This window comes from Flexivirga aerilata (assembly GCF_013002715.1).
GTDB lineage: Bacteria > Actinomycetota > Actinomycetes > Actinomycetales > Dermatophilaceae > Flexivirga > Flexivirga aerilata.
The window spans coordinates 502465-515507 of the sequence record NZ_JABENB010000001.1; the positions used below are offsets into that span (position 1 = coordinate 502465).

14 protein-coding genes and 1 pseudogene are annotated in these 13043 nt (G+C 71.2%); 11 read left to right on the top strand and 4 right to left on the bottom strand.

Annotated features, from left to right (window positions below; genetic code table 11):
- The first annotated feature begins 8 nt into the window (after nucleotides 1-8).
- Complete coding sequence (locus HJ588_RS02390; RefSeq protein ID WP_171151597.1) at nucleotides 9-224, top strand: hypothetical protein; 216 nt, start codon at nucleotides 9-11, stop codon at nucleotides 222-224.
- 37 nt (nucleotides 225-261) lie between these two features.
- On the opposite strand, the gene HJ588_RS02395 is transcribed toward HJ588_RS02390, so the two are convergent.
- The gene (locus HJ588_RS02395) at nucleotides 262-2517 is read right to left on the bottom strand and encodes a heavy metal translocating P-type ATPase (protein WP_171151599.1); all 2256 of its coding nucleotides are present in this window, start codon (nucleotides 2515-2517) and stop codon (nucleotides 262-264) included.
- 86 nt (nucleotides 2518-2603) lie between these two features.
- Here HJ588_RS02395 and HJ588_RS02400 point away from each other — a divergent pair, with 86 nt between their 5' ends.
- Genes HJ588_RS02400 through HJ588_RS02410 form a run of 3 tightly spaced genes read left to right on the top strand, consistent with a single transcriptional unit; the run spans nucleotide 2604 to nucleotide 4100 of the window.
- On the top strand, nucleotides 2604-2834 hold the full coding sequence (locus HJ588_RS02400; protein ID WP_171151601.1) for a PTS sugar transporter subunit IIB: 231 nt from the start codon (nucleotides 2604-2606) through the stop codon (nucleotides 2832-2834).
- Nucleotides 2831-3292: a PTS glucose transporter subunit IIA gene (locus tag HJ588_RS02405; RefSeq protein ID WP_171151603.1), complete on the top strand. Its 462-nt coding sequence runs from the start codon at nucleotides 2831-2833 to the stop codon at nucleotides 3290-3292. The genes HJ588_RS02400 and HJ588_RS02405 overlap by 4 nt, the downstream gene beginning before the upstream one ends.
- Nucleotides 3293-3302: 10 nt before the next feature.
- Nucleotides 3303-4100 (top strand): acyl-CoA thioesterase domain-containing protein, encoded by a 798-nt coding sequence (locus tag HJ588_RS02410; RefSeq protein ID WP_171151605.1) that lies wholly within the window; start codon nucleotides 3303-3305, stop codon nucleotides 4098-4100.
- A gap of 12 nt (nucleotides 4101-4112) precedes the next feature.
- Here HJ588_RS02410 and HJ588_RS19890 read toward each other — a convergent pair.
- Nucleotides 4113-5087: pseudogene (locus tag HJ588_RS19890) on the bottom strand (phosphatase PAP2 family protein); the annotation flags it as partial.
- 226 nt (nucleotides 5088-5313) lie between these two features.
- Here HJ588_RS19890 and HJ588_RS02415 point away from each other — a divergent pair.
- Both HJ588_RS02415 and HJ588_RS02420 read left to right on the top strand, forming a co-directional pair.
- Nucleotides 5314-5625 carry a DUF4235 domain-containing protein gene (locus HJ588_RS02415; RefSeq protein WP_171151607.1) on the top strand — a complete coding sequence of 104 codons (312 nt, stop codon included), beginning with the start codon at nucleotides 5314-5316 and terminating at the stop codon, nucleotides 5623-5625.
- A 78-nt stretch (nucleotides 5626-5703) separates the two neighbouring features.
- Nucleotides 5704-6096 carry an ankyrin repeat domain-containing protein gene (locus HJ588_RS02420; RefSeq protein ID WP_171151608.1) on the top strand — a complete coding sequence of 131 codons (393 nt, stop codon included), beginning with the start codon at nucleotides 5704-5706 and terminating at the stop codon, nucleotides 6094-6096.
- 15 nt (nucleotides 6097-6111) lie between these two features.
- Here the strand turns inward: HJ588_RS02420 and HJ588_RS02425 are convergent, their stop codons facing one another.
- A complete protein-coding gene (locus tag HJ588_RS02425) occupies nucleotides 6112-6573 on the bottom strand; it encodes an Lrp/AsnC family transcriptional regulator (protein ID WP_343036563.1) in 462 nt (153 codons plus the stop codon).
- Nucleotides 6574-6708: 135 nt separating this feature from the next.
- On the opposite strand from HJ588_RS02425, the gene pdhA reads away from it, so the two are divergent.
- Genes pdhA through HJ588_RS02450 form a run of 5 tightly spaced genes read left to right on the top strand, consistent with a single transcriptional unit; the run spans nucleotide 6709 to nucleotide 11842 of the window.
- The gene (pdhA, locus tag HJ588_RS02430) at nucleotides 6709-7824 is read left to right on the top strand and encodes a pyruvate dehydrogenase (acetyl-transferring) E1 component subunit alpha (protein ID WP_171151612.1); all 1116 of its coding nucleotides are present in this window, start codon (nucleotides 6709-6711) and stop codon (nucleotides 7822-7824) included.
- Entirely contained in the window at nucleotides 7821-8840 is a 1020-nt protein-coding gene (locus tag HJ588_RS02435; RefSeq protein WP_171151615.1) for an alpha-ketoacid dehydrogenase subunit beta, read from the top strand. The genes pdhA and HJ588_RS02435 overlap by 4 nt, the downstream gene beginning before the upstream one ends.
- On the top strand, nucleotides 8840-10504 hold the full coding sequence (locus HJ588_RS02440; RefSeq protein WP_171151617.1) for a dihydrolipoamide acetyltransferase family protein: 1665 nt from the start codon (nucleotides 8840-8842) through the stop codon (nucleotides 10502-10504). The genes HJ588_RS02435 and HJ588_RS02440 overlap by 1 nt, the downstream gene beginning before the upstream one ends.
- 52 nt (nucleotides 10505-10556) lie before the next feature.
- Nucleotides 10557-10868, top strand: a complete 312-nt coding sequence (locus HJ588_RS02445) for a DUF4333 domain-containing protein (RefSeq protein WP_171151619.1) — start codon at nucleotides 10557-10559, stop codon at nucleotides 10866-10868.
- The gene (locus tag HJ588_RS02450) at nucleotides 10865-11842 is read left to right on the top strand and encodes a CorA family divalent cation transporter (RefSeq protein ID WP_171151620.1); all 978 of its coding nucleotides are present in this window, start codon (nucleotides 10865-10867) and stop codon (nucleotides 11840-11842) included. The genes HJ588_RS02445 and HJ588_RS02450 overlap by 4 nt, the downstream gene beginning before the upstream one ends.
- On the opposite strand, the gene hutI is transcribed toward HJ588_RS02450, so the two are convergent.
- A complete protein-coding gene (gene hutI / locus HJ588_RS02455) occupies nucleotides 11839-13020 on the bottom strand; it encodes an imidazolonepropionase (protein ID WP_171151622.1) in 1182 nt (393 codons plus the stop codon). The two genes, HJ588_RS02450 and hutI, sit on opposite strands and share 4 nt — an antisense overlap.
- Nucleotides 13021-13043: the final 23 nt, after the last annotated feature.

The following is a 13043-nucleotide window of genomic DNA, read 5'->3' on the forward strand; positions in this document are numbered from 1 at the left end:
TGGGTGACATGGTCACCCCAGGTCACCACGAGTCAACGGATCCGACGGCCGATCGCAACAGGGCGGCCGCCGAGATCGACACCGATCACGACGTCGACATCCTGCCCGGTGCGGCGCAGGACGAAGGCCCGATGCCGCCACTGCACGACTCGGTCTTCCATCCGCCGAAGGTCGGCGACGGCCTGGACGAAGAACAGCTGGAAGCCGACCTGCGGGACGAGTGACCCACTCACCGAGCCAGCGGGTCAGCGGGTCACCGGGTCACCGCGTCGGCGCAAAACGCCGCAACCGCAACGAGTTGAGCACCACGAACACCGACGACAACGCCATCGCGAAGCCGGCCGCCATCGGCCCGAGCCGCCCACTCATCGCCAGCGGGATCGCGGCGACGTTGTAGCCGAACGCCCACACCAGGTTGGACTTGATCGTCCGCAAGGTGCTGCGGGACAACCGGATCGCGTCGGCCGCACCGACGAGGTCACCGCGCACGATGGTCAGGTCGCTCGCCTCGATGGCGACATCCGTGCCGGTGCCCATCGCGATGCCGAGGTCGGCCTGCGCCAGCGCGGCCGCGTCGTTGACGCCGTCACCGACCATCGCCACGACCCGGCCCTGCTCCTGCAGTCGCCGCACCACCGCCGCCTTGTCGGCGGGCAGCACGCCGGCGATCACCTCGTCGATGCCGACCCGGTCCGCGACCGCCCGGGCGACGGTCTCGTTGTCACCGGTCAGCAGCACCGGTCGCAGCCCGAGTGACCGCAGCCTGCGGACCGCCTCGGCCGAGGTCGGCTTGATGCGGTCCTCGACCGCGACCAGCCCGCGAGCGGCTCCGTCCCAGCCGACCGCGACGACCGTCGCGCCCGCACGCTCTGCGTCATACATCTGACGAAGGAGGGTGTCGGGCAGGTGAATCCCCCAGTCCTGCAACAGTTTCGGGCGACCGACGACGACCGCGTGCCCGTCGACGACCCCACTGACGCCGAGACCGGCGGCGTCCTCGAACGACTCGACCGGAGCGAGCGGGCCGGCCTCCTCGGCCGCGGTGGCGATCGCCTGCGCGATCGGGTGGGCCGACGCGTGCTCCAGCGCACCGGCGAGCGCCAGCACCTGGTCGCGACTCTCCCCGGCAGCGGGTATGACGTCGGCCACGCCCATGCGGCCGGTCGTGACGGTGCCGGTCTTGTCGAGCAGGACGGTGTCGACGGTGCGGGTGTTCTCGAGCACCTCCGGGCCCTTGATCAGCAGGCCGAGCTGCGCGCCCCGACCGCTGCCGACCAGCAAGGCCGTCGGGGTCGCGAGACCGAGCGCGCACGGGCAGGCGATCACCAGCACCGCGACCGCGGCGGTGAACGCGGTGACGGTCGACCCGCCGAGCACCAGCCAGCCGGCGAAGGTGAGCGCGGCGAGCCCGAGCACGACGGGCACGAAGACCGCCGACACCCGGTCGGCGAGCCGCTGCACCTGCGCCTTGCCGGCCTGCGCCTGCTCGACCAGCCGGCCGAGCTGGGCGAGCGCGGTGTCGGCCCCGACCCGCGTGGCCCGTATGACGAGGCGCCCGCCCGCGTTGACCGCGCCGCCGGTGACCGGCGACCCGGGCTGCACCTCCGCGGGCACCGACTCGCCGGTCATCGCGGAGTTGTCGACCGCCGAAGTGCCCTGCTCGACCTCGCCGTCGGCCGCGATCTTCTCGCCGGGCCGCACGACGAAAAGGTCGCCGACTGCCACGTCCTGCACCGGGATTCGCGTCTCACGACCGTCGCGCAGGACCGCGACGTCCTTGGCGCCGAGCTCGAGCAGCGCGCGCAGCGCGGCCCCGGCGGTGCGCTTGGACCGGGCCTCCAGGTAGCGGCCGGTCAGCAGGAAGGCGGTGACGCCGGCGGCGGCCTCGAGGTAGATCGTGCTGGAGCCCTCGCCCGGCGCGGTGGTCAGCGAGAAGTCGTGCCGCATCCCGGGCATGCCGGCGTCGCCGACGAAGAGGGCGTAGAGCGACCAGCCGAACGCGGCGAGCGTGCCGAGACTGACGAGCGTGTCCATCGTCGTCGCCCGGTGCCGCAGGTTGGTCCACGCGGCCTTGTGGAAGGGCCAGCCGCCCCAGACGACGACGGGAGCGGCGAGCACGAGCGACAGCCACTGCCAATTGCGGAACTGCCAGGCGGGCACCATCGCCAGCACGATCACCGGCGCGGCGAGCAGCCAGCTGGTCAGCACCCGCTGCCGCAGTGGCGCGGTCTCGTCCGTCGTGGCCGCACCGCCGGCGTCGTCCGCCGCCGGCGCGGTCGCGGGGCGGTGGACGCTCGCGTCATACCCGGCGGCGCGGACGGCCTGGAGCAGGTCGTCGGTCGAGACGGCGTCGGGGTGTGCGACGGTGGCGCGCTCGGTCGCGAAGTTGACGCTGGCGTCGACGCCGTCGAGCTTGCGCAGCTTCTTCTCGACGCGCGCTGCGCAGGACGCGCAGGTCATGCCCGTGACGTCCAGCAGGGTCTCGCGGCTCTCCGGGCGGGTTTCGATTGTGTCCATGGGCGGCCACCTCCGTTCGGCGCCAACTATACCCCCCATGGGTATATTCCGGCGGGGTCGCTCGTTTCTTGTCTACGCTGGAACCCATGTCCCAGGCCGAGCAGATCCTGTCCGCCCTCGGCGGAGCCGACAACATCGCCGACGTGCAGGCGTGCGTCACCCGTGTCCGCGCCGAGGTCGGGGACCCCGCCAAGGTCGACGACCTGGCGCTCACCGAGGCCGGCGCGATCAGCGTGATCACCCAGGGCCAGGTCGTGCACGTCGTCGTCGGCGCGGACGCCGATGCGCTCGCCGACGACATCGAAGACCTCATGTGACCACACCCCCGCTCCTCTGCCCGTATGACGGGAGCACCGTCCCCCTCGCCGACGTCCCGGACCCGGTGCTCGCACAGGGCATCCTCGGCGGCTCGGTCGCACTGGAGCCGGAGCGGCATCCCGGCGTCGCGCTCGCGCCGGTCGGCGGCCGGGTGCACACCCGCCACCCGCACGCGCTGATCATCCGCCCCGCCGATGCCCCTGCGACACTGCTGCACCTCGGCGTCGACACCGTGCACCTGCAGGGCGACGGCTTCCGCTCCCTGGCCGAGGTCGGCGACGTCGTCGCGGCCGGCGACCCGGTGGTCGAGTGGGACCCGGGTTTCGTGATCGAGCACGGCCTCTCGCCGGTGGTCGTGGTCGCGCTGCTCGACACCCCGCCGGGCGCCCTCGCGGTGCGCCCGGGCCGCTATCGGGCCGGCGACCCGCTGGTCGTCAGCGAGCCGGGCGCCTCATAGGCTGCGACCCGTGACCGACGCGAGCACCACCCCGGACGCCTACTACCTGCCGATCTCCCCCGGCGTCTACCAGCCCACGATCCACGTGCAGGGCGCATGGCAGGCCACCGAGCAGCACATGGCGCCGATCAGCGGGCTGATCACCCACGAGCTCGCGACCCACGAGGCGCGCGACGACATGCAGATCGGGCGGCTGACCTTCGAGATCCTCGGGATGATCCCGTTGCAGGAGAGCACGATCCGGGTCGAGACCATCCGTCCAGGGCGCACCATCGAGCTGCTCGAGGCGACGCTCGTCATCGGCGACCGGCCGATCATCCGGGCCCGCGCCTGGCGTCTCGCAAAGAGCGACATGAGCGAGCTCGCGGGCTCGGAGCTGCCCGCGATGCCGGGCCCGCAGGAGTGCGCTCCGCTCGACGGCACGCAGGAGTGGCCGGGCGGCTACATCGCGTCCCTGCGGATCGACGCGGCGCCGGGCGGCCGGGAGGGCAGGCGGCAGGCGTGGGTCGGCACGGACTGCCGCCTCATCGAGGGCGTCGAGGCGCACCCGCTGGCGTCATACGTGATGCTGGTCGACACCGCCAACGGCATCGCGACCCGGGTCCGGCCGACCGAGCTGATGTTCCCCAACGTCGACCTGTCCCTGCACCTCCTGCGCGAGCCCGACCCCACGCTCGTCGGGCTGGACACGTCCGTCAGCTTCGGCCCGGACGGCCTCGGCCTCACCTCGACCGTGCTGAACGACGTCCACGGCCCGCTCGGGCGTGCCGAGCAGTGCCTCACCGTCCGCCACTTCCCGGCGACGTGACCGCCGGCGGAGCAACCGCCAGGCGGTGAGCAGCACCGCGGCGTAGAGCACCCCGACGATCTCGTCGGTGACGTAGTGCTCGCCGGAGTAGACCAGCGTGAACGCCATCAGCGCCGGGTAGAGCAGCAGCAGCGGCCGCACCCACCGGCGCACGCCGAACCAGAAGAACCCGGCGACGAGCGTCGCGGTCGCCATGTGCAGCGACGGCATCGCGGCGACCGGATTGGAGCGGGCCTGGCCGTCGCTCAGCACCTGGCCGGCGCCGTGGAAGCCGAGCCAGGCCCAGCCCTGCCCGGAGATCCGCAGCACGTCGGCGCCCGGGATGTAGCCCTGCGCGGACGCCAGCCACGGCGGGCTCATCGGGAAGAGGAAGTAGGTGGTGATGCCGGCGACCGCGAGCGCGATCAGCAGCTTCACCCAGACCCGGAACTTGTCGCGGGCCCAGATCCAGAGGGCCGCCGCGACGACCGGTGAAACCACGAAATGGCTGACGTAGCAAAGGGTTACGAAGACCGACCACCACGGCGACGTCTGCAGGTTGGCGTGTAGGTGCTCCTGCAACCACTGACTCGGCAGCTGCCCGCCGAACAACCACTTGTCGACGTCGACCGGCAGGGTGACGTGCAGCGGCATACCGAGTTCGTTGCGGGCGCCCTCGGCGGGGAAGCCGGCCCGCTGCGGGCCGTCGAAGTGCGACGCCGCGCCGTAGCTGTAGTCGTAGGCGAGCAGGATCCCCTGGAACGGCAGCCAGTCGAGCATCATCCGGCCCCACGCGCGCCAGCCCTTGCCGATGCACAGCACGCTCAGCCCGACGACGATCCAGATGGTCAGGCCGACCCGGTCCAGCGGCACGCCGACGAGGACGACGTAGGAAAGGAGCACGAGCAGGTATGCCGTGACGGCCCCGCGCCGGACGGTCACCCAGGGCACACCGGCAACACCGGCCACTGCGACCGGTGCCGCGCGACGTTCCCCCGAGGCGACCATTCGGTTAATAGTAGGCAACGAAAGGGTGAGGCGGAGGGGCGCATCCGGATTTGCCCCAGCGACGCGCCGGCGGGACGCCCGGGCACGGGAACTGCGCCGGCCGCGCCGCACGGCACCGTCGTGGCACGCTCAGGGGCGGCTCGGGTACTACCGTGTAGTCAGCTTTGTGGTCAGCAGATCACCTGCGCCGTGCGGCGCGGGTGCGGACGGACGGAGAGATCAGCAGATGGGTTCGATCGCCTGGAAGGTGCTCGCGACGGTGACCGGCATTGCGGCCGGCCGCGTCGCGACCAAGCTCACGACGTCGGGCTGGAAGGCCGCCACCGGAGGCAAGCCGCCGACCGGCCGGCACGACCCCGACCACAGCGCCGCCCGGATCGCCGTCTTCACGCTGGTGTCGACCGCCGTCACCACCACCCTGAAGGCGTATGCCGAGCGCAAGGCCGCCGACTACTACACCCGGTCGTCGGGTCAGCTGCCGCCGCCGGTCGCCAAGCAGCAGCAGAAGGCCGCGGCCAAGGCGGCCAAGAAGGGCTGAGCGTGCACTGAGCGCTCCCGGCCGGGATTCGCCGGTCACGACTCGCCAGTATCTCCGGCCAGCAGTTAGGCTCGCCTTATGAACGAAGCGACGCCCACCGGATCCGCGGTGCGTGGCGCGTCGAAGGACGCCGAGGCCTGCACCGACAGTGCACGCGACGGCGACGTGCAGCGCCTCACGACGTATGTCGATGCCGGGGTGCCGGTCGACCAGACCGACGCGTGCGGCAACACGCTGCTGATGCTCGCGGCATACCACGGGCATGCGGGCGCGGTGAAGGCGCTGCTCGAGCGCGGCGCCGACGCCAACCGGCTCAACGACCGTGGTCAGTCGCCGCTCGCCGGGGCGGTCTTCAAGGGTGAGGACACCATCGTCTGGCTGCTGCTCGACGCGGGCGCCGACGTCGACGCCGGGTCGCCCTCGGCCGCCGCGACGGCGGAGATGTTCGGCCGCGGCGACCTTCTGCGCTGAGGGAGACGGGTCGCTTCACGTCGGCCAGGGCGTGCCCGCACCGTCGATCTCGTCGAACGCCAGCCAGGTGCGGGTGCCGATCACGCCCGGGATCGCCTGGATCCGCTCGAGCACGAGCGTGCGCAGCGCGACGTTGTCCGGGGCGTGCGCCCGCAGGATCACGTCGAACTCGGCGCCGAGCAGGGCGATCGTGTCGACATAGTCCAGGTGCGCCAGCGCCGCGGAGACCTGTCGCCAGGTGTTCTGCTCGATGTTCAGCGCGATGTACGCCGTGGTGTCCAGCCCCGCGCGATGCGGCACCACCCGGGTCGTATAGCCGGCGATCACGCCGTCCTCGGTGAGCCGCTGCAGCCGCGCGTAGGCGCCGGCCCGGGACAGGTGGAGCCGCTCGGAGAGCGCCCGCACCGAGAGCCGCGCGTCGCGCACCAGTGCACCGAGGATGCGCCGGTCGGTCTCGTCGAGCCGGCGGGGCGGCACCGACTGTCCATCGAAGGCTTGCGCCCCGGACCGTTTGCTGGACTCTTGGCTTGGCATCATTCCATCATCGCACCAATCATCCAATCTTGTCCGGTTGAAGTGAGCAACTTGGCTGGGTGACGGGACACTGGTGTGATGGAGACCACAGCTCACGCCGCGACCGAATCGCTGCTGCCGTCGGCCCATCCGGTGCAGTTGCTCGACCCGACCGGTGCGGAGGTGCCGCAGACCGGCACCGCCCGCGACTACGCGATGCCGAGTGCCGCACGGCTGCGTGCGGTCTGGCACGCGATGGTGATCGGCCGGCGCTTCGACATCCAGGCGACCGCGCTGACCAAGCAGGGGCGGCTCGCGGTCTACCCGAGCTCCCGCGGCCAGGAGGCCTGCCAGGTCGGGGCGACCCTGGCGATCCGGCCGACCGACTGGATGTTCCCGACCTACCGCGAGTCGATGGCGCTGGTCACCCGCGGCATCGACCCGGTGGAGGTGCTGTCCCTGCTCCGCGGCGACAGCCACTGCGGCTACGACCCGATCGCGACCCACACGGCGGCGCAGTGCACTCCGCTGTCGACGCAGCTGGTGCACGCGGCCGGTGCGGCATACGGCGAGAAGCGGCGCGGCCGCGACAGCGTGGCGCTGGCCTTCATCGGCGACGGCGCGACGAGCGAGGGCGACTTCCACGAGGCGCTCAACTTCGCTGCGGTCTTCGAGTCGCCGACGATCTTCTTCGTGCAGAACAACAAGTATGCGATCAGCGTGCCGCTCTCCAAGCAGACCAAGGCTCCGTCGTTGGCATACAAGGGGATTGGCTACGGCGTGCCCGCCGAGCAGGTCGACGGCAACGACCCGGCCGCGGTGCTCGCGGTGATGGACGTCGCGCTCGAGCACGCCCGCTCCGGCAAGGGGCCGTTCCTCATCGAGGCGCACACCTACCGGCTGGACGCGCACACCAACGCCGACGACGCGACGCGCTACCGGTCCTCGGACGAGGTGACCGCCTGGCTCGACCGCGACCCGATCGCCCGCGTGGAGGCGTGGCTCAAGGCGCGCGGCGAACTCAACGACGACATCGTCGCCGCCACCAACGCCGAGGCGGAGGCGCGTGCGTCGGAGCTGCGTGACCGGATGAACGCCGAGCCGACGGTCGAGCCGATGTCGTTGTTCGACAACGTTTTTGCCGAGCCGACGGCACAACTGGAAGAGGCTCGCGCAATGGTGCAGGCCGAGCTCGAGGCGGAGGCCACGGCATGAGCAGCGCACGGCCGGTGACGATGGGGTCCGCGCTCAACACCGCACTCCGCGACAGCCTGCGTGACGATGACGACGTGCTCGTCTTCGGCGAGGACGTCGGCACGCTCGGCGGCGTCTTCCGCATCACCGACGGTCTCGCGGCCAACTTCGGCGAGGACCGCTGCTTCGACACCCCGCTCGCCGAGGCCGGCATCGTGGGCTTCGCAATCGGCATGTGCCTCACCGGTTTTCGCCCCGTCGTGGAGATGCAGTTCGACGCGTTCGCCTACCCGGCGTTCGAGCAGATCACCTCGCACGTCGCGAAGATGCGCAACCGCACCTCCGGCCGGGTCGGGCTGCCGATGGTGATCCGCGTGCCCTACGCCGGTGGCATCGGCGGCGTCGAGCACCACTGCGACTCCAGCGAGGGCTACTACGCGCACACCCCCGGCCTCAAGGTCGTCACCCCGTCCGACGCGGCGGACGCCTACAGCCTCCTGCGGGAGGCGATCGACGACCCGGACCCGGTGATCTTCATGGAACCCAAGGCGCTCTACTGGTCCAAGCAGGAGATCGAACTCCCTTCCCGCCAGCCGGCTTTCGGCAAGGCCGTCGTCCGGCGCAAGGGCACCGACGTCACGCTGGTGACCTACGGGCCGTCGGTGCCGATGGCGCTCAAGGCGGCCGAGGCCGCGGCCGATGAGGGCTGGAGCGTCGAGGTGGTCGACCTGCGCACGATCGTGCCGTTCGACGACGAGACCGTGGTGGAGTCGGTGCGCCGCACCGGCCGCTGCATCGTGGTGTCCGAGGCGCAGGGCTTCGCCGGTGTCTCCGGTGAGGTCGCGGCACGGGTGAGCGAGCGTTGCTTCCACTCGCTGCAGGCGCCGGTGCTGCGGGTCAGCGGACTCGAGATCCCTTATCCCGCACCGATGTTGGAGAAGATCCACCTGCCCGGCGTCGAGCGCGTGCTCGACGCGATCTCGCGACTGCAGTGGGACGACCAGCCCGACCTGACCTTCGCAGGAGGGGCCGTCTGATGGCCGAGCAGACCTTCAACCTGCCCGACCTCGGCGAGGGACTGACCGAGGCCGAGGTCGTCGAATGGCTCGTCGCCGACGGCGACGACGTGCTCGTCGACCAGCACGTGGTCGTGGTCGAGACCGCGAAGGCGACCGTCGAGGTGCCCTGCCCGTATGCCGGGAAGGTCAGCCGCCGCCACGGCTCCGAGGGCGAGGTGGTCGCCGTCGGCGCGCCGCTCGTCACCGTCACCCAGGGTGTGTCGGGCGATGCTTCCGGCGACTCGGCGGCGGGCGGTTCACCGGCCGGCGACGGTTCGGCTGCTGCACCCGGTGCCGCACCTGACGGCGCCGCATCGGGCGATGCCTCCGGCGACTCGGGGTCGGGCGACTCGGGGTCCGGCGCGGTGCTGATCGGTTACGGCACCGCGGCCGACAGCGCCGCCCCCTCCGGTGGCCGCCGGGCCGCCCGTGCCGCGCGCCGCACCGCGCGCGGGACCGCCACCCGGCCACCCTCCCCCGCCCCCGCGCCGCCCGCACCCGCCCCCGGCGGACCCGCACCCGCACCCGCGCCCGAGCAGCCGCCAGTGACGGCTCCCTCGGCGACTGACGCCCCGATCGCACCGTCACTCGGCGAGGAAGCCGTCAGTCGCGGGAAGGATGCGGGCGCAGGCGTCGACTGGGGCGCAGGCGTCGATACGGGCACGGGCGCCGGTGGGGCTGCGGCGTCGCCGAAGGTGATCTCGCCGATCGTGCGCAAGCTCGCCGCGGACCGCGGGATCGACCTGCGGTCGGTGCGGCCCGGCCCTGGCGGGGTGATCCGCCGGGCGGACGTCGACGCGGTGGACCCAGTGGACGCGGCGGACGCGCGTGGCGTGAATGCGGCGAGCGCGCCTGCCGCGGGCGGCGTGAACGCAGCCGGTGTGGACGCGAGTAGCGTGCACGCGGCCGGCGCAACCTCCCTCGCGGCCGCGGCAGGAGCGGCCCCCGTCATACCGGCGGAGGGTGACGAGCGGGTGCCGCTGACCGGCATCCGGCGGATCGTCGCCGAGAAGCTCAGTCAGTCGCGGCGTGAGATCCCGGACGCGACCACGTGGGTCGACGTCGACGCCACCGGTCTCGTCGGGGCGCGCCGGGCGATCGGCCTCGAACGCGCCGGCATCCTCGCCCTGCTCGGCCGCATCTGCGTCGCGGCGCTGCACCGTTTCCCCGAGCTCAACTCCTCGGTCGACACCGAGCGGGGCGAGATCGTGCGGCACCGGGCGGTGCACCTCGGCTTCGCGGCGGACTCGCCGCGGGGGCTGGTGGTGCCCGTCATACATGACACGGATCGGCTCACGACCCGCGAACTCGCTTCTCGCATGGTCGAACTCATCGACAGTGCGCGCGAGGGCACCCTCAAGCCGGCCGACCTGACCGGCGGCACGTTCACGCTGAACAACTACGGCGTCTTCGGCGTCGACGGCAGCACCCCGATCATCAACCACCCCGAGGCCGCGATGCTCGGCGTCGGCCGCATCATCGACCGCCCGTGGGTCGTCGACGGGGAGCTCACCGTGCGCAAGGTCGCCCAGCTCGGGCTGAGCTTCGACCACCGGGTGTGCGACGGCGGCGTGGCGGGCGGCTTCCTGCGCTTCGTCGCCGATGCGGTCGAGCAACCGCTGCAGCTGCTCGGTGATGTCTGAAGGGCCCGGCACGTAAACTGCGCTCCGTGAACTTTCGGGCACGGGAGGCAGGATGAAGCTGGGGATGCGCCGCAGCGCTGCGGGGCTCGCGGTGGGTGCCGTCATCGTGACGTCCGTCGCCGGCTGCGGCGACCGGGTGGTCAAGAAGAGCGACCTGCAGAGCCAGGTCAAGGAGAAGGTCGTCATCGTGTCGCCCGGGCAGCAGGTCGGCGCCGTCACGTGCAAGGACGACCTCAAGGCGAAGGTGAAGGCCACCACCAGCTGCACCGTGGACGTGGCGGGCACCGAGCGCAAGGTGACGGTGACGGTCAACCAGGTCGACGGCAACACCGTGCGCTACAACATCGCCAAGGACGGCTGGTGACCTGCCAGGTCCAGACCAAGGTATGGCGCGGTGGGGCGCTCGCGGAGTCCGGTCTCCCGCTCGACCGGGTGAGCGAGCTTCTCGAGGAGCCCGACGCGTTCACCTGGGTCGACCTGCTCGACCCCGAGGGCGATGATCTGCGCAGGCTCGCCGACGAGATCGGCCTGGACCCGCACACCGTCGAGGACGCGCTGACCCGCAACGAGCGCCCCAAGGCGGTCCGCTTCAAGTCCTACTTCTTCATCACCGCCTTCACCGTCACCGGGATGGCCGAAGACGACCACGTGCACCGGATCTCGATCATCGTGCTGCCGCACGGCCTGGTCACCGTTCGGCTCGGGGGCGCGTTCCCGGTCGACGAGGTCGTGCAAAACCTCGAAGACGACTCGGATCTCATGCAATTGGGGCCGAAGGCACTGCTGCACGGGTTGCTCGACGCGATCGTGGACGGCTACTTCGACGCGATATCCACGATCGACGACAAGGTCGACGCGCTGGAGAGCGGCCTGTTCGACGAAAACCACGCGGGCAAGGACGTCGCCCGCAAGGCATTCCTGCTGCACAAGGACGTCGGCCGACTACGCCGCATCGTGCTGCCGATGCGCGAGGTCGTCGGCGTGGTTCTGCGGAAGGTGACGACCACGCCTGGGGAGCAGGCGCTGACTCCCTACTACGAGGACCTCTACGACCACACGATGCGGGTCGCCGAATGGTCGGACTCGCTGCGCGACACCGTGGAGTCGATCCAGGACACCAACCTGGCGCTGGGCGACGCGGCGCTCAACAACATCATGAAGAAGCTCACCGCGTGGGCGGCGATCATCGCGGTGCCGACCGCGATCACCGGCTTCTACGGCCAGAACGTCCCCTATCCCGGCTTCTCCAAGGAGTGGGGATTCGTCGTCAGCATCAGCTTGATCATCGTGATCTCCGGCGCGCTCTTCGTCTCCTTCAAGCGCCGAAACTGGCTCTAACCCAAGTCGATTCGGCGGGCGATCGGCACACCGGGCCGATAGGCCAGGTGCAGGTATGACGGCGCGTCCAGCACCGTCAGCTCCGCTCGAGCGCCCGGCCGCAGCACACCGATGTCGTCGCGACGCAGCGACTGCGCCGCGCCCGCGGTGGCCGCGTGCAGCGCCTGCGCGGGTGTCATGCCCATGTCACGCACGGCCACCGCGATCGCGAACGGCATCGAGCTGGAGTAGCACGTGCCGGGGTTGCAGTCGCTCGCAAGGGCGACCGTCACTCCCGCGTCGAGCAGGCGGCGCGCGTCCGGGTAGGGCGATCTGGTCGAAAACTCCACGCCGGGCAACAGCGTTGCCACCGTTGACGATCCGGCAAGCGAGGCGATGTCCTCGTCGGTCAGGTAGGTGCAGTGGTCGACGCTTGCCGCGCCCAGCCGGGCCGCGAGCTGCACGCCGGGACCGGCGCCGAGCTGGTTGCCGTGCACCCGCAACTCAAGACCAGCCTCCTTACCGGCGGTGAGAATCTGCCCGGATTCGTCTGCGGTGAAAGCAAATTCGCTGTGCGGCTCGCAGAAGACGTCGATCCACCGCGCATGTGGCGCGCACGCCTGCAGCATTTCCCCGCACACCAGCGCGACGTATGACGCCCGGGACGCGTCGTCCGACCGGAATTCAGGAGGCACGACGTGCGCACCGAGAAACGTTGTCTCATCGGTGAATTCGCGGGCGATGCGCAGTGCGCGCGCCTCGTCCGCGACGCTCAGCCCGTAGCCGCTCTTGATCTCGACGACACCGGTGCCCTGGGCGCGCATCTCCGCGACCCGGCGCCCGACCAGGGCACGGAGCTCATCGTCCGAGGCAGCTCTCGTCGCTGCCATCGACACGGCGATGCCGCCCCCGTCATACGGTGTGCCGGTCATGCGGGCCGCGAACTCCGCGGATCGGTCGCCGGCAAAGACCAGGTGGCTGTGGCTGTCGACGAAGGCCGGGACCAGCGCACGGCCGTCGAGGTCGTCACGCTCGTCGGCGTCGGGAGCGTCCTGCGCGCGTCCGACCCAGGCGATGCGGTCGCCCTCGGTCACGACGGCTGCGTGCTCGATGACCCCGAGCGGTGAGCCGTCGCCGTCGGGGTGGGTCGGGTCGTTGGTGACGAGTTCGGCGATGCCGGTGACGAGGGTGGTGCTCATCGGGGCCCCCGCGAAGTATCGGA